We start from the raw sequence: 14,264 nt of genomic DNA, 5'->3' as shown, positions 1-14,264 counted from the left end.
TCGAGGGGTGATGCTCGGGGTTTCCGGGCCCGCCCATCCGTGTCGGACGCCCCGCCCGGCGATCATGATAGATTCGGACATATCATGGCATATCAGTCAATAAATGTTTAATGCAAGCAATAAGGCTGTTAATGCATAGCAAAAAGGCGGCGGTTCTGTGTTGCCATGCCCGCGTCCAGGAAATGACATTTCACGGATGGCTCATCACAGGTCGTCCAAGGGCAGTTCCCTGGCAACCGGGGAGCGTTGAGAACGGGGCAACCAATCCTTTAGGGGGAAACGCAATGCCCAAGCTCAAGAGTATTCTCGCAGGCCTCGCCGTCAGCACGGCCATGGGCGGCGGTGTCGTAGCGCTCGGTGCGGCGACCACCGCGACCAGCGCCGACGCCGCCACCAGCGCCGGTGTCGTCACGTCCACCAGCTTCCAGGCCGGCTGCTTCCGCAGGTCCCGGTGCGGTGGCTGGGGATGGGGCAACAACTGGGGCGGCTGGGGCGGCGGCTGGGGCTGGCGCCGTCACGGCAACCGCGTGGGCAAGGTGAAGGTCACCATCCACAACCGCAACTTCAACCGCAACCGGGTGACGGACAACGAAACCGCGCGCCCGATGGTCCGCGACCACGACCGTGACCACGACCGCGACCGCGACTGGCGCTGACGGCGGACGGAACCGTCATCCTCATGAAGGCGGCGCCGCGCTGAATTCGACCACCGGGTACCGGGCTCGGACAATGGCCTGAATTACGGCCCGGCGCGCCGGAGGGTTCATTCTCTCCGCGCCTTCGGAAATTCTGGTGAGGGCTTCACCGGCATCGGCCGGGGAGCCCTCACTTGCGTTTGCGCGCGAGTCGCCATGCAAATCTGTGCCTACCGGCAAAAGAGGACAATTGCGGTTTGCTGGCTATTCATGGGGATATATCAAGGTCATGGATGGCAGGCATGGCAAGCCATACCGTCCACGTCGTTTCCTGGGAATCCGGAAGCGTCGAGAAACGGGGCATCCAAACCTTTAGGAGGAAACGCAATGCCCAAGCTCAAGAGTATTGTCGCAGGGCTCGCCATGAGCACGGCCCTGAGCGGCGGAGTGATCGCCCTCGGCGCGGCGACCACGACCACCAGCGCCGAAGCCGCCACCAACGTCACCACCGGGGCGACCACCACCACTCTGTCCGGCTGCTTCCGCCGCTCGTGGTGCGGCGGCGGCTGGGGCTGGCGCAACAACTGGCGTCGCCACCGGCTCCCCAGGATCAAAATCATCATCGTCAACCGGAACCGGAACCGCGACGCGATCGCGCATGACGTCCGCCAGCGGGTCCGCGCTGACGACGCCGACCGCGACTGGAGCTGACCGCAGGTTCTGAACCCGGAGCGCGAACCGTGATCGCGCGACCGAGTGCCCGCATCCCACCGGACTTTCGTTCTCGTCGAGAACGAGCTCCTGGCAGGGAATGCGGGCACTCACTCGTTTCACCTTCTTGTCCGTACGGTCATGGCACCGGATGACGATCCCTGTGCGGCGCCGAGGGGCGGGCCGGCTCGGGAAGGACGCGGGACACGTCGAGTGCCCGCATCCGGGAGGCGATCCTCGCTCTCCGTCGAGAGAGCGGGTCGGCCGGATGCGGGCACTCCTCTACGTCGGCGTGGTCTCAGTTCTCAGGTGGGCTCTCGCTGGGCGGGCCGTCCCCGGGTGAGACCGCCGCCTAGTCGTCGTGGTGCTCGCGCTCGTCGTGCCGCTGCACGTTGGTGTTGTTGTGGTTGCTGTTGTGGTTGGAGTTGTGGATGACGACGCGGACCCGGGGGGCGTTGTTACGCCGCCAGCCCCAGCCGCCGCCGCGACCCCAGCCCCAGCCGCCCCCGCGGCCCCAGCCCCAGCCGCCGCCGCAGCGGCGGTGGCAGCCGCCGCCCCAGCGGTTGCCCCAGCTGCGGCCCCAGCCGCCCCAGCCGCACCGGACCTCCCGGAAGCAGCCGGCGAGGGTGGCCGCGGTGGCCGAGCCGGTGACGCTGGCAGCGCTCGCGCCGGTGACGGTGGTCGCCGCGCCCGCGCTGACCACACCGCCGGTCAGCGCGGTGCCCATGGCGAGCCCTGCGATAACACTTTTGAGCTTGGGCATTGTGTTTCCCCCTAAAAGGATTGATTGCCCCGTACTCGCCGCTCCGCGTAATCCGAGCCTTCCGGATTTCTGTGGAGCGGCGTGGATGCCCGCTAGCGAACATCCATGCCAGGGGTATATCCGACCGAATACCCCACAAACGGACATTGTCCTCTCTTGTCCGACACTATGGAGCATCATGGTGCATAATCGGACATTTCGGACTATCAGGGCCGCGGGGTCCGGCATCAGGGGAGACGGGCCCGCATTCAAGGGAGAACGCAAGTGAGGGCCCCACCGGCAGAATGCCAGTGGAGCCCTCACCGGGAATTGCCGCGGTGACAGAGGAGAATGGATTCTCAGGCAGGACAGCAAGGTCCGGGTGCGGTCACTTCCTGAGAGCCCAGTACTCGCCGGTCGGATTCACTTCGCCGTGAAGAGCGACCATCCATGGATTACGGGCACCATTCCCGCGCGATCAGTCGTCGCGGTCGCCGCGCGCGCGACGGTCCTCGCGCAGCTCGTTGTTGGTCCTCGTCTCGGTGTTGTCGTTCGTGTTCTCGTTGAAGATCTTGACGCAGACGCCGCCGCCGCGGTGGTGCCGGCGCCAGCCGCCACCCCAGCCGCCGCCCCAGCCCCAGCCGCCGCCGCCCCAGCCGCCGCCCCAGCCGTGGCGGTTCCTGTTGCAGCGGTGGTGGCGACGGTGCCACCAGCCGTGACCGTCCCCATCGCCCCAGCTGAGGGTCGTCGGGCTGGTGACGTTGTTGGCGGTGCTGGCGTTGGCGGTGGTCGTCGCGCCCAGGCTGACCACGCCGCCGGTCAGCGCGGTGCTGACGGCCAGACCTGCGATAACACTTTTGAGCTTGGGCATTGCGTTTTCCCCCTAAAGGATTGGTTGCCCCGTTCTCGACGTTCCCGAGAGGCCGGGAACCAGGTCTTGAACGACTAGCTGATGAGCCATCCGTGAAATGTCATTTCCGAGACAGAGCTACAGCAAACAGGAGTGGCCCTATTTTGCTATGCATTAGCAATCTTATTGCTTGCATTACAGCTCTATCGAATGAAATGCCATGATATGTCCGATTATGCGCATATGACGGAGTGCCCATCACATCGGGTTCCGACAGCGTCGGCCGCGCTTTTCTCGTGAAATGACGGCACGGCCATAAACGCCGGAAGGCGGCGGCCGCGCGTGTATTTACGGCGTGCAGAAAATGCTCGCCGGCACACCTGTGCGCCAGGCATGAGAAATGCTGGACGATGCTGTCGTCGGGATCGTTCGGGAAATGCCGTTACGCTTCCCCGATGGATTTCCGGTGACCGCGACTTCCCGATCGCTAACCAAGAGTGTCCGGTAGGTCGCGCACTGTATCCGTTCCTGATGCTTACCCGTCTCGAACCTGGTAAACGGGGACAGACAGCTTTTGCCGCACACTTAAGCCGCCAAGAGATCCATTAGACATCTATGAGCGGAAATTTCGGGCCTGCCCCATGTCCGCTCGCGGGCGCGACCCCCTGCGCGTCCCGTATGTCCAGTGCTGCTCTGATAGGTCAGCGAAAGCGGCGTCTGTACGGAATGCAGACCCCGCCTGAGCGCGCTGGTTATCGTGGAAGAGCGACAAGGAGGACGTATGACAGCGGTGGAGCCGGTCCCTCACTGGCCGGGACGCATGATCGGCCCGGTGCACGTGCGATCCACCCCCGACGGCGGCCCGGCCGAGCAGGCCGTGTTCGTCCACGGGCTGGCGGGCTCGGCCACCAACTGGACCGACCTCATGGACGAGCTCAAGGACACCGTCACCGGCCACGCCCTCGACCTGCCCGGCGCGGGCTTCTCCCCGGCGCCGCGGGACGGCGACTACACGGTGGCCGGCCACGCCGCGGCGGTGATCGGGCTGATGGAGCACACGGGCCCGGCCCACCTGTTCGGCAACTCGCTGGGCGGCGCGGTCGCGGTGCGGGTCGCCGCGGCCAGGCCCGACCTGGTCCGCTCGCTCACGCTCGTCTCGCCCGCCCTGCCCGACCTGCTCCCCAGGTACGGCCCGGTCCGCGTGGCCGCCGCCGCCGTGCCCAGGGTGGGCGAGTGGTTCGCCGGCAAGCTGCGCCTGCTCCCCGCCGAGCAGCGCATCAACGCCTCCTTCGCCATGGTCTGGGCGGACGTGAACGCCGTCCACCCGGTGCGCCTGGCCGACGCCGTGGAGGAGATGCGCCGGCGCGACGACGTCCCGTACGCGGGGGAGGCCATGATCGGCTCGGCGCGGGGCATCGTGGCCGAGTACTTCCGGCGGGGCGAGGACAACCTGTGGCGCCAGGCGGCCAAGGTGAAGGCCCCGACGCTCATCGTCCACGGCCGGCACGACCGCCTGGTGCGCCCGGCCATGGCGGCGAAGGCGGCCCGTACGTTCCGGCAGGTCAGGCTCGTGCTGCTGCCGACGGCGGGGCACGTGGCGATGATGGAGATGCCCCGCGTGGTGGCGGCGGAGGCACGCCGTCTGATCGGTGAGACGAGATTGGGGAATGCCCCACTCGCCGAGTAGGTTTCAGCTAGAGATGTGACCCCCTGAAACGGGAGCGTAGAACGTGTCGTTGCCACCGCTGGTCGAGCCGGCCACAGAGCTGACCGTAGACGAAGTGCGCCGCTACTCGCGCCACCTGATCATCCCCGATGTCGGGATGGCCGGGCAGAAGCGGCTGAAGAACGCCAAGGTGCTGTGCGTGGGCGCCGGCGGCCTGGGCTCGCCCGCCCTGATGTACCTGGCCGCGGCGGGCGTCGGCACCCTCGGCATCATCGACTTCGACGTCGTCGATGAGTCCAACCTGCAGCGCCAGATCATCCACGGCCAGTCCGACGTGGGCAGGCTGAAGGCCGAGAGCGCCGCGGCGTCTGTCCGCGAGATCAACCCGCTGGTCGAGGTCGTCGTCCACAACGCGACCCTGACCACCGAGAACGTCATGGAGATCTTCTCCGGCTACGACCTCATCGTCGACGGCACGGACAACTTCGCCACCCGCTACATGGTGAACGACGCCGCCGTGCTGCTCGGCAAGCCGTACGTCTGGGGCTCGATCTACCGTTTCGACGGCCAGGCCAGCGTGTTCTGGGCCGAGCACGGGCCCTGCTACCGCTGCCTCTACCCCGAGCCCCCGCCTCCCGGCATGGTGCCGTCGTGCGCCGAGGGCGGCGTGCTCGGCGTGCTGTGCGCGTCGATCGGCTCGATCCAGGTCAACGAGGCCATCAAGCTGCTGACGGGCATCGGCGACCCGCTCGTCGGCCGGCTGATGATCTACGACGCCCTGGAGATGAAGTACCGGGACGTCAAGGTCCGCAAGGACCCCGAGTGCGTGCTGTGCGGCAAGAACCCGACGGTCACCGAGCTGCTGGAGGACTACGAGGCGTTCTGCGGCGCGATCTCCGACGAGGCCGCGCAGGCCGCCAGCGGCTCCACGATCACCGCGCGGGAGCTCAAGTCCATGATGGACAAGGGCGACAACATCTACGTGGTCGACGTCCGCGAGATCAACGAGTACGAGATCGTCTCCATCCCGGGCGCCACGCTGATCCCCAAGGGCGAGTTCCTCAACGGCTCGGCCCTGGAGAAGCTGCCCCAGGACAAGCGCATCGTGCTCCACTGCAAGTCGGGCGCGCGCTCGGCCGAGGCCCTGGCGATCGTCAAGAACGCGGGCTTCGCCGACGCGGTGCACGTCGGTGGCGGGGTGCTGAGCTGGGTCAAGACGGTCGACCCCAGCCTGCCCAGCTACTGAGGCGTTTTCCGGGGAACCTCCCGCCGAGGCGCTTAAGGTCGGTGTCGTGAACCACGCCCGCCCCTGGCCCACCCTGGTGGTGTCCTCCGCGCTGACCCTGGTCTGCGCGGTGGCCGCCGGGGTGGCCGGGAGCGCGGCGGGCACCGAGCTGACCCGCGGCCCGAGCGCGTCCGAGCTGCGTGCCGCCGCCACGCGCGAGGTCGCCGAACGCTGGCGTGCCTGGCCCGCCGGGCGCGTCTTCCCCGCTGCTCTGCCGTACGCGGCCGAGCAGGGCGGGCAGGAGCGGGCCGAGCGCATCGGCATCTCGCCGCACACCGGCTGCGGCGCCGAGTCCGTCGACGCGAAGGCGGTCAGGACGTTGCGCGAGGCGGGCTGCCGGGGCGTGCTGCGGGCCACCTACATCGACGCGCTGCGCGGGGTGCTCGTCACCGTGGGCGTGGTGGCGCTGCCCGACGAGTCACGCGCGGTCCGGGCCAGGAGCGCGTTCGCCGACAACGGCAAGCCCGTGCCGGGGCTGCGGCCGCTCAGCTTCACGGGCACGGTCGCCGAACGGTTCACCCCCTCGATGCGGCAGGCCGGGTCGGTGCGCCAGGCGGGGCCGTACGTCGTGCTGACCACGGCGGGCCAGGTGGACGGGCGGCCCGCGACCACGTCCGGCGAGTCACGTCCGGCGATCTTCGCCTTCGCCGCCGAGCTGTCCGAACGCGTGCTGCTCGACCTCAGCACGCCCCGCATGCCCGACTGCGCGGCCGAGGGATGGCGGTGCTGAGCCGGCGCGCCGCGAAGGCGCTGTCCGCCGCTCCCGCGGTCCTTCTCGCGGTTCTTCCCGCCGCCCTGCCCGCCTGCGCCCACGCCGACGACGACGTGCGCGGCGGCCAGCGGGCCGTGATCGAGACGCTCGACCTGCCCGCGGCCTGGCGCGTCACCAAGGGCTCGGGGGTCACGGTGGCCGTGCTCGACTCCGGGGTCGATCCGGCCCACCGCGACCTGGCCGGCTCGGTGACCGTGGGCCGGGACTTCACCGCGGGCGCGAACCCGCCGGGCGTCGCGCCGCCGCGGCTGCACGGCACGTACATGGCCTCCCTGATCGCCGGGCACGGCCACGGGCCGGGCGGAAGGAAGGGCGTCATCGGCGTCGCGCCCGAGGCCGGCGTCCTGTCGGTACGGGTCATCCTGGAGGACGAGGAGCCGGGGTTCAGGGAGTTCAACTCGGCCGAGCGCTTCGAGGACGTCGTGGCCAGGGGCATCCGCTACGCGGTCGACCAGGGCGCGGACGTCGTCAACATGTCGATCTCCAAGGAGCTCGCGACCCGGGAGGAACGGGCGGCCATCCGGTACGCCATCTCCAGGGGCGTCGTGCTGGTGGCCGCGGCAGGCAACGACGGCGACAGGAAGACCGCCGGTGACTTCGCGCCCTACTCCTACCCGGCGTCCTTCCCCGGCGTGGTGTCGGTGGGGGCGACCGACCGGCGGCTGCGCCGGGCCACGTTCTCCAACTGGAACTCCTCGGTGCTGGTGGCCGCGCCGGGCGTGGACATCATGGGCGCGGGGCCCGGCGACGAGTACTGGGTCGGCCGGGGCACCTCGCAGGCGACCGCGCTCGTCTCGGGGGTCGCCGCCCTCATCAAGGCAAAATATCCGCAGATGTCGCCGCCGCTGGTCGTCCAGGCGCTCGCCGACAGCGCCGACGACCGGCCGCCCGGCGGCTACGACACCGGCACCGGCTTCGGCGTCGTCAACGCCCGCAGGGCCCTGGCCGAGGCCGCCCGCCTGGCCACGCACACCGAGACCGCGACCGGCCCGCAGGCCCAGGACCCCGCCCGGCCCCTGGCGGGCGGCCCGGCCGGGCCCATCCGGGTCACCGCGAGGGACCACCGGCGCGTGACGATCTACGCGGCCGTCGCCGCGGGCGCCGCGGGCGGCGCGCTCGCGTCGCTGGCGGTCATCTTCTTCCTGGTCAGACGCGTACGACGCGACCACGGCGCACACGACGCATGATCCGCCTGCTAACGGGGACGAAATAGACACCGACCAACCGCGGGAACGAGGCCAGGGTGGTGAAGGCACGTAGGTCGACCTCAGGGCTACCGCGCGCCGGCGAGGCCACATCGGGACGCAGCAACCCGCTCGGGGCGTCGACCGGCCGCCGGGCCCGCGTGCGCGCCTGGCCGGCGGCCAACTCCCGTACGCGCACCGCGGCCAGGGAACGCGCCGAGCTGGCGGCCCTCCAGCAGGGCGTGCGCTTTCGGCGCATCTTCGTCGTGCTGGTCGGCGCGGTCGTGGCCGTGTCGGCCCTCGTGGTGCTGCTGGGCACGATCGGGCTGCTCAACGAGACGCGCTCGCGCCCGCTGACCCCGTCCGAGCAGAACCAGTACAAGCAGGAGGAGATCGCCCGGCGCTGGCAGGCGTGGCCGGCCACGGGCGTCTTCCCCGAGGAGGTCAGGTACCTCGGCCTCGACCGCGCCCAGCAGTACGCCAGGCGGGTCGGCATCGCCCCCGAGACCGACTGCGGCAAGGGCGTGGACGCCTCCGTCGCCGGGGTCCTCGACAGCCACGGGTGCGTCACGCTGCTGCGCGCCACGTACGTCGACCAGACCTCCACCTTCGTCATCACCGTCGGCGTGGCCGTGCTGAAGGACGAGGAGTCCAGGGTGTCGGCGGGCGAGCAACTGGGCCAGGACGACCGGGTGGGCGTGCTGCCCGTGGCCTTCCCCGGCACCGTGACCGAACGTTTCGGCACCGAGCAGCGCCAGCGCACCGGCTGGGTGGGCGCCGGGCCGTACATCGTCTTCTCCACCGCCGGGTACGCCGACGGGCGCACCAGGGCCGCCATCCCCCCGGAGGAGATCCTGCACAGCGAGCTCTGGCCGGCGGCCAAGTCGGTCGGCAACCAGATCGCCTACTTCCTGGCGGATCCTCCCAAGGTTCCGCCGTGCACCCAGGGGAACGTGTGCTGACCGCCGTACGGGCGCTCGCCGCCACGCTGCTCGTCCTCCTCGGGCCCACGGCCGCCCCGATCAGGGAGCAGCAGCAATGGGTGCTGGACGCGCTCAACGTCGAGCAGGCGTGGAACGTGACCAAGGGCGAGGGCGTCACGGTCGCCGTCGTGGACAGCGCGGTGGACGCCGGGATCAAGGAGCTGAAGGGCCGCGTCACGACCGGGCCGGACATGAGCTCGGGCACGGTGGCCCGCGAGGTGCAGCCAGGGAGGCACGGCACCGCCATGGCCGCGCTGATCGCCGGTTCCGGCGCAGGCGACGGGCTGATCGGCGTCGCGCCCGGCGCGCGCATCCTGTCGCTGCCCCTGGCCACCGACGACGAGCCGGCGTTCGACCTGCTGCCGCCCACGGACCTCCAGTCGCCCGAGAGCTCGCTGGCCCGCGCCCTGCGCTACGCCGCCAACCACGGCGCCCAGGTCGTCAGCATGTCGATCGGCTCCTACGGGCCGATCAGGTCCGAGCGGGAGGCGGTGTCGTACGCGCTGAGCAAGGGCGTGGTGCTGGTGGCCGCCGTCGGCAACGACGGCCAGACGCCCTATGCCAAGGAGAAGGGCACCTCGTTCTGGAGTTTCCCGGCCGGCTACTCGGGCGTGATCGGCGTCGGCGCGACCGACAAGCAGGGCAGGAAGGCCACGTTCAGCAGCGACAACCTGTCGGTCCTCGTCGGCGCGCCCGGCGTGCAGGTGCCCGTGGTCAAGCGGCCCAGCGGGTACGAGCTGTCCGACGGCACGAGCTCGGCCGCCGCGCTCGTGGCCGGCGTGGCCGCGCTGGTCAAGTCGCGCTTTCCCGGCCTGCCGCCCGAGCAGGTGGCCCAGGCGCTGGCCTCCAGCGCGCGGGGTCGTCCGGCCGCCGGCTACGACGACAACACCGGGTTCGGCGTGGTGGACGCCGGGGCCGCGCTCAACGCCGCCGAGCGCCTGACCGGTCAGCGGCGCAGCGTGACCGTGCCCGGAAAGGACCACTTCGGCCGGGGCGAGGACTCCCCGGTGCCGACCCGTCCGGGGGCCGATCCGTGGCGGTTGTGGCTGTACGGAGGGGGTGTGCTGGTCGCGCTGGTGACGTTCTGCGGGGCGATCATCGTGCTCAATCAGCGCAAGGAGTGATGAACCGCTCGTACTTCGCCCGCGTGGACGGTAAAGATCCGCTATGGTCGCGCGTCATGGGATACGAGCTGCGGGTGGTGCGCGAGTCGCCACTCGCCTTCGCGGAGCTCGCGAAGGCCATCGCGCCGGCCGGTTTCGAGCTGCGCGGATCTGAGGAGATCGTGGCCGGCCACGACGGCGGCCGGCACGCGGTGGCGCGCTGGCAGGGCCAGGTCGTGGGCGAGCCCGGCTCCGACTGGCAGGTGGCCCAGCTCCTGCGGCTGTCGGCCGCACTCGGCGCCCGCCTGGTGGGCGAGGACGGCGAGATCTACGCGCTGCGCGACGGCGTGATCGAGGTCCTGTCCGGCGGGACGGTGATGGAGATCGGCAAGTTCGACGAGATCATCGACGCGGGCCCGGCCGCATGGACCCCCTGAACCCCTTCGCCGAGCGGGTGCTCGACCTGGTCGAACGCATCCCGCCCGGCAAGGTCATGGCCTACGGCGACATCGCCGAATACCTCGGCGAGGGCGGCCCCCGCCAGGTGGGCAAGGTGATGTCCACCTTGGGCGGCGGCGTCCCGTGGTGGCGGGTCGTGCACGCCGACGGCAGCGGCGCCGCCCCCGACCACCTGCGACGATGCCTGGCCCATTGGCGCGAGGAGGGCACCCCGCTGCGCGGCGAACGGGTGGACATGAGGAAGGCGCGCTGGGACGGGCGTTCAGCCGATTTTCAGTAAGGGTCCTGACCTGCGGTTTCGTCGTTGAGGCGATTCTGTGACATGTGACTCCCATTACCATGGGCTGAACACTGACAGGCCCGAAAGGCGGTGCCTCCACGATGGCCACCGGCGTCACAGCCCAGCGCCACAGCGGCGACACGCTCGCCGACCGCCTCAAGGCTGTCCAGGATCTCTGCGATCGTGGCGAGCCTCTTGAGGCGGTCATGCGTGCCGTCGGGCCCGGCGGCCGCGACGCGGCGTTCGACACCGAGGTGCTCAGCGGGCCTCTGGGGTCGCGCATCGACCTCGCGGTCAAGCGCGGCCCGGCCCGGCGCCGCGAGCTGCTCACCCTGATCCGCCCCTACCTGGCCGGCGTGGCCGCGGAGGTCAAGCGCGACCTGCCCGTCGCCCGCCGGGTGATCTGCCACCTGATCGAGCACCGTCCCGACGACGAGCTGGTCGACGGCGAGACGCTGGTCAAGGTCGTCACCGCGGCGGCCGAGCCGTCCAAGCGCATCCGCAAGGGCCTGAGCTGGTACGCCGACCTGCCCTTCCGCGACGAGCTGCCGCCCGACCTCTACCGGCTGCGCCGCGCCGACATGGTGCCGGTGACCCACATCGACGACATCGTGTGGGTCGACGGCAGGCTGCGCGTCACCGGTTTCGCGTACCTGGCCGGGTTGTCGGTCCGCAGCCGCAGGTTCAACTGGGCGACCGTGGTGCTGCGCGGGCCGCGCTGGCTGCCGCCGATCCGTATGCGCACCAAGCGGGTGCTCGCCCCCGAGGCCACCCACGGCGCGCGCGAGCCCGGCTGCAACTACGACTGGTCCGGCTTCACCGCCGAGCTGAGCCCGTGGCCGCTGCGCTGGCGCGGGGCCGTGCGCGGCATGGTGCACGCCGTGCGGCGGCGGTTGCGCCACCGTCCGGGGGTGCCCGACGCGACGACCTGGCGGGCCGAGATCGTCTTCTGGAGCCGTGGCGCGCGGGCGACCGGCCTGCTGCGCGGCTCGGCCATCGGCAGGCCCGAGCGTCCGGCCGGTCTCAAGCTGAAGCCCGGCTGGTGGGTGCGTCCGGTCTGGACGTCCGACCGCGCGCTGCAGGTCGTGCTCCAGCCCAACAGGGCCGAGCTGACCGGCGTGTCCGTCCAGGACGAACGCCTCGAACTCAAGATCTTCCTGCCCGGCCGCAGCGTGACCAAGGGCCACGCCAGGCTGGGCGGCCACCGCATCGCCGCCGACTTCACGCCGTCCGGCGGCGGCACCGAGGTGCTGATCGGGCTCGCCGTGCCCGCGCTGCTCCAGGAGAAGGACGGCCGGCGGCTGTGGGTCGAGCCCAAGGGCGACCCGGCGGCCTCCGTCATGCTCGGCGACCTGGTCGAGACGCGCACTCCGGTGGGCGACCGGGAGATCACCGTGCTCGGCGACCGGCGCGACCGCGTCGTGGTCTCCGCCCACCGCATCCGCCCGGTGATCACCGCCGCCGTCTGGGAGGGCTCCACGCTGGTCCTGCGCGGCGACTACCCCGACGCGCCCGGCCCCCGGGTGCTGACGTTGCGCCACCGGTCGGGGCTGTCGTACTCGCTGCCCATGGAGCGGTCGGGCGACGACTTCTCCGTCCGGGTGACGCCCTCGTCCATGGACCGCTTCGGCGAGTCCGTGCCGCTGGCCTCCGGCACCTGGAACATGTCCTTCCGGCACCCGTCGGGCGAGATCGTGCCGTTCCGGATGGACCACGCCGCCCTGCCGGGGCTCGACGAGGAGCCGCGTACGGTCGACAGCCGGGCGTACCGGATGATCTCCACCCGGTTCGACGTGCCGGTGATCACGGTCGAGGAGGGGCGTCCCAACGACGAGCGGGGCGTGGCCGGCACCCACGTGCTGCGCCGCGTCTTCTACCCGGCCCAGCGCACCGAGCCGCTGCACGACGCGACCGTCTACGTCGTCAACGACGGCCGGCTCTACGCCGACAGCGTGCGCGCCATCTACGAGGAGCGGCTGCGCAGGGGCGACGACCGCGAGCACATCTGGATCGTCAAGGACGCCGCGTTCGTGCCGCCGGGCGGCGCGCGGGCGGTGCGGGCGGGCAGCCGCGAGCACCACGCCGCGCTGGCCCGCGCCGGCCACATCGTCACCAACTCGTTCCTGCCCGCCTGGTTCCGCGCCCGCGAGGACCAGGTCGTGCTCCAGACCTGGCACGGCACCCCGGCCAAGCGCATCGGCAACGACCAGCCGCACATGGCCCGCGACCCCCGTCCGCCGATCTGGTACCGGCAGGCGGCCGAGGTGCGCGGCTGGGACCTGCTGCTGTCGCAGTCGCCGTGGGCCACCACGGTGCTGCGCCGGGCCTTCGGCTACAAGGGCGAGATCCTGGAGAGCGGTCTGCCCAGGAACGACGTGCTCAACTCGCCCGAGCGCGAGGTCAGGGCCGCCGCCGTCCGCGAGCGGCTCGGGCTGGCCGAGGGCAAGCGGGTGGTGCTCTACGCGCCGACCTGGCGCGACTACGACCGCAAGAACGCCATGGTCAAGCTCGACCTGGCCAAGGCCCGCGAGGCCCTGGGCGCCGACCACGAGATCCTGGTACGCGCCCATCCGATGCAGGCCATGCCCGCCGTCCCCGACATCGCCCACGACGTCACGACTTATCCGGACATGGCGGATCTGCTGCTGGTCACCGACGTCCTCGTGACCGACTACTCCTCGGTCATGTTCGACTTCGCCGCCACCGGCCGGCCCATCGTCTTCTACGGCTACGACCTGGCGAAGTACTCCGCCAAGCGGGGGCTCTACCTCGACCTGGCCGAGCAGGCGCCCGGCCCGGTGCTGCCGACGTCGGCCGAGGTGATCGACGCGCTGCGCTCCATCGACGAGGTGGCCGCCGCGCACGCCGACCGCTACGAGGCCTTCCGGGCCACGTACGCGCCCAAGGACGACGGCAAGGCGACGGCCCGCGTGGTCGACCACCTGTTCTCCTGAGGGCGCGGCCTCAGAGGTCGATCGGCAGGTCCGAGAGCATGAAGGGCTTGCCGGGCTCGTACCCGAGGGGACGCGGCGCGGCCGGAAGGCGCTCGACGAGCAGGTAGAGCAGCGCCGACAAGGTCGTGGCGCACACGATCTCGCCGGCCTCGACCAGTCGCCGGACGCTCGACAGGTGCACCCACTCGATGCGCTCGGCCTCCCAGGGGTCGCTGGGCGGGCCGATGTGGGTGGCCGTGTCGGCCCGGTAGATGTGGTTGAGGCTGTCGGTGAAGCCGTTGGTGGGCTGGACCGACATCAGCGGACGCAGCGGCCCCGGACGCCACCCGGTCTCCTCCTCGACCTCACGGGCGGCCGCGGCCATCGGCATCTCGCCCTCGTCGACCTGGCCGAGCGGGACCTCCCAGCCCCAGCTGTCGGTGATGAAGCGGTGGCGCCAGATCAGCAACACCCGGTCCTTGTCGTCGGTGACGACCGCGCCCGCGGCCGGCGCGGTGCGGACCAGCCGGTGATCGAGGTGCCGCCCGTCGGGCAGCTCCACATCCGCGATCCGGATGTCCAGCCACTGGTCGGCGTAGAGCGACGTTTCGGAGTGGACCTGCCAGCGCATGTGACCAACCCCCTAGCAGAGGCGCGGGTA

At 70.7% G+C, this 14,264-nt stretch carries 14 protein-coding genes; 11 read left to right on the top strand and 3 right to left on the bottom strand.

Annotated elements, in window-relative coordinates:
* The first annotated feature begins 284 nt into the window (after nucleotides 1-284).
* Both AB0C33_RS32120 and AB0C33_RS32115 read left to right on the top strand, forming a co-directional pair.
* Nucleotides 285-656: a hypothetical protein gene (locus tag AB0C33_RS32120; RefSeq protein WP_358294360.1), complete on the top strand. Its 372-nt coding sequence runs from the start codon at nucleotides 285-287 to the stop codon at nucleotides 654-656.
* 366 nt (nucleotides 657-1,022) lie between these two features.
* Nucleotides 1,023-1,346 carry a hypothetical protein gene (locus tag AB0C33_RS32115; protein ID WP_358294359.1) on the top strand — a complete coding sequence of 108 codons (324 nt, stop codon included), beginning with the start codon at nucleotides 1,023-1,025 and terminating at the stop codon, nucleotides 1,344-1,346.
* A gap of 352 nt (nucleotides 1,347-1,698) precedes the next feature.
* Here AB0C33_RS32115 and AB0C33_RS32110 read toward each other — a convergent pair whose 3' ends face one another.
* The gene (locus AB0C33_RS32110) at nucleotides 1,699-2,109 is read right to left on the bottom strand and encodes a hypothetical protein (protein WP_358294358.1); all 411 of its coding nucleotides are present in this window, start codon (nucleotides 2,107-2,109) and stop codon (nucleotides 1,699-1,701) included.
* Nucleotides 2,110-2,566: 457 nt separating this feature from the next.
* On the bottom strand, nucleotides 2,567-2,959 hold the full coding sequence (locus AB0C33_RS32105; RefSeq protein ID WP_358294357.1) for a hypothetical protein: 393 nt from the start codon (nucleotides 2,957-2,959) through the stop codon (nucleotides 2,567-2,569).
* Nucleotides 2,960-3,719: 760 nt separating this feature from the next.
* Between AB0C33_RS32105 and AB0C33_RS32100 the strand changes: the two genes are divergently transcribed.
* The 9 genes from AB0C33_RS32100 to AB0C33_RS32060 all read left to right on the top strand — a co-directional run bounded on the left by AB0C33_RS32100 (nucleotide 3,720) and on the right by AB0C33_RS32060 (nucleotide 13,624).
* Entirely contained in the window at nucleotides 3,720-4,625 is a 906-nt protein-coding gene (locus AB0C33_RS32100; protein ID WP_358294356.1) for an alpha/beta hydrolase, read from the top strand.
* A gap of 43 nt (nucleotides 4,626-4,668) precedes the next feature.
* Nucleotides 4,669-5,850, top strand: coding sequence for an adenylyltransferase/sulfurtransferase MoeZ (gene moeZ / locus AB0C33_RS32095; protein ID WP_358294355.1), 1,182 nt, complete (start codon nucleotides 4,669-4,671; stop codon nucleotides 5,848-5,850).
* A gap of 46 nt (nucleotides 5,851-5,896) precedes the next feature.
* Nucleotides 5,897-6,619 (top strand): hypothetical protein, encoded by a 723-nt coding sequence (locus tag AB0C33_RS32090; RefSeq protein WP_358294354.1) that lies wholly within the window; start codon nucleotides 5,897-5,899, stop codon nucleotides 6,617-6,619.
* Complete coding sequence (locus AB0C33_RS32085; RefSeq protein WP_358294353.1) at nucleotides 6,613-7,848, top strand: S8 family serine peptidase; 1,236 nt, start codon at nucleotides 6,613-6,615, stop codon at nucleotides 7,846-7,848. Before AB0C33_RS32090 ends, AB0C33_RS32085 begins: the two co-directional genes overlap by 7 nt.
* A 59-nt stretch (nucleotides 7,849-7,907) precedes the next feature.
* Nucleotides 7,908-8,807 (top strand): hypothetical protein, encoded by a 900-nt coding sequence (locus AB0C33_RS32080; RefSeq protein ID WP_358294352.1) that lies wholly within the window; start codon nucleotides 7,908-7,910, stop codon nucleotides 8,805-8,807.
* The gene (locus AB0C33_RS32075; RefSeq protein ID WP_358294350.1) at nucleotides 8,783-9,952 is read left to right on the top strand and encodes a S8 family serine peptidase; all 1,170 of its coding nucleotides are present in this window, start codon (nucleotides 8,783-8,785) and stop codon (nucleotides 9,950-9,952) included. Before AB0C33_RS32080 ends, AB0C33_RS32075 begins: the two co-directional genes overlap by 25 nt.
* A gap of 56 nt (nucleotides 9,953-10,008) precedes the next feature.
* Nucleotides 10,009-10,368: a hypothetical protein gene (locus AB0C33_RS32070; protein ID WP_358294348.1), complete on the top strand. Its 360-nt coding sequence runs from the start codon at nucleotides 10,009-10,011 to the stop codon at nucleotides 10,366-10,368.
* On the top strand, nucleotides 10,356-10,670 hold the full coding sequence (locus tag AB0C33_RS32065; protein WP_352352833.1) for an MGMT family protein: 315 nt from the start codon (nucleotides 10,356-10,358) through the stop codon (nucleotides 10,668-10,670). The genes AB0C33_RS32070 and AB0C33_RS32065 overlap by 13 nt, the downstream gene beginning before the upstream one ends.
* 101 nt (nucleotides 10,671-10,771) lie before the next feature.
* Nucleotides 10,772-13,624, top strand: a complete 2,853-nt coding sequence (locus AB0C33_RS32060; protein ID WP_358294346.1) for a CDP-glycerol glycerophosphotransferase family protein — start codon at nucleotides 10,772-10,774, stop codon at nucleotides 13,622-13,624.
* Nucleotides 13,625-13,634: 10 nt separating this feature from the next.
* On the opposite strand, the gene AB0C33_RS32055 is transcribed toward AB0C33_RS32060, so the two are convergent.
* Complete coding sequence (locus AB0C33_RS32055) at nucleotides 13,635-14,234, bottom strand: NUDIX hydrolase (protein ID WP_358294344.1); 600 nt, start codon at nucleotides 14,232-14,234, stop codon at nucleotides 13,635-13,637.
* Nucleotides 14,235-14,264: the final 30 nt, after the last annotated feature.

Source organism: Nonomuraea sp. NPDC048881 (assembly GCF_040649795.1).
Lineage (GTDB): Bacteria > Actinomycetota > Actinomycetes > Streptosporangiales > Streptosporangiaceae > Nonomuraea.
Note: the sequence above shows the minus strand (reverse complement) of the source record. Positions and strands in the feature narration are given on the sequence as shown.

Bases quoted from the DNA above. Each gene is read 5' to 3' on its own strand.
- AB0C33_RS32120 (WP_358294360.1), top strand. From the start codon at position 285: ATGCCCAAGCTCAAGAGTATTCTCGCAGGCCTCGCCGTCAGCACGGCC.
- AB0C33_RS32115 (WP_358294359.1), top strand. From the start codon at position 1,023: ATGCCCAAGCTCAAGAGTATTGTCGCAGGGCTCGCCATGAGCACGGCC.
- AB0C33_RS32110 (WP_358294358.1), bottom strand. From the start codon at position 2,109: ATGCCCAAGCTCAAAAGTGTTATCGCAGGGCTCGCCATGGGCACCGCG.
- AB0C33_RS32105 (WP_358294357.1), bottom strand. From the start codon at position 2,959: ATGCCCAAGCTCAAAAGTGTTATCGCAGGTCTGGCCGTCAGCACCGCG.
- AB0C33_RS32100 (WP_358294356.1), top strand. From the start codon at position 3,720: ATGACAGCGGTGGAGCCGGTCCCTCACTGGCCGGGACGCATGATCGGC.
- AB0C33_RS32070 (WP_358294348.1), top strand. From the start codon at position 10,009: ATGGGATACGAGCTGCGGGTGGTGCGCGAGTCGCCACTCGCCTTCGCG.
- AB0C33_RS32065 (WP_352352833.1), top strand. From the start codon at position 10,356: ATGGACCCCCTGAACCCCTTCGCCGAGCGGGTGCTCGACCTGGTCGAA.
- AB0C33_RS32060 (WP_358294346.1), top strand. From the start codon at position 10,772: ATGGCCACCGGCGTCACAGCCCAGCGCCACAGCGGCGACACGCTCGCC.
- AB0C33_RS32055 (WP_358294344.1), bottom strand. From the start codon at position 14,234: ATGCGCTGGCAGGTCCACTCCGAAACGTCGCTCTACGCCGACCAGTGG.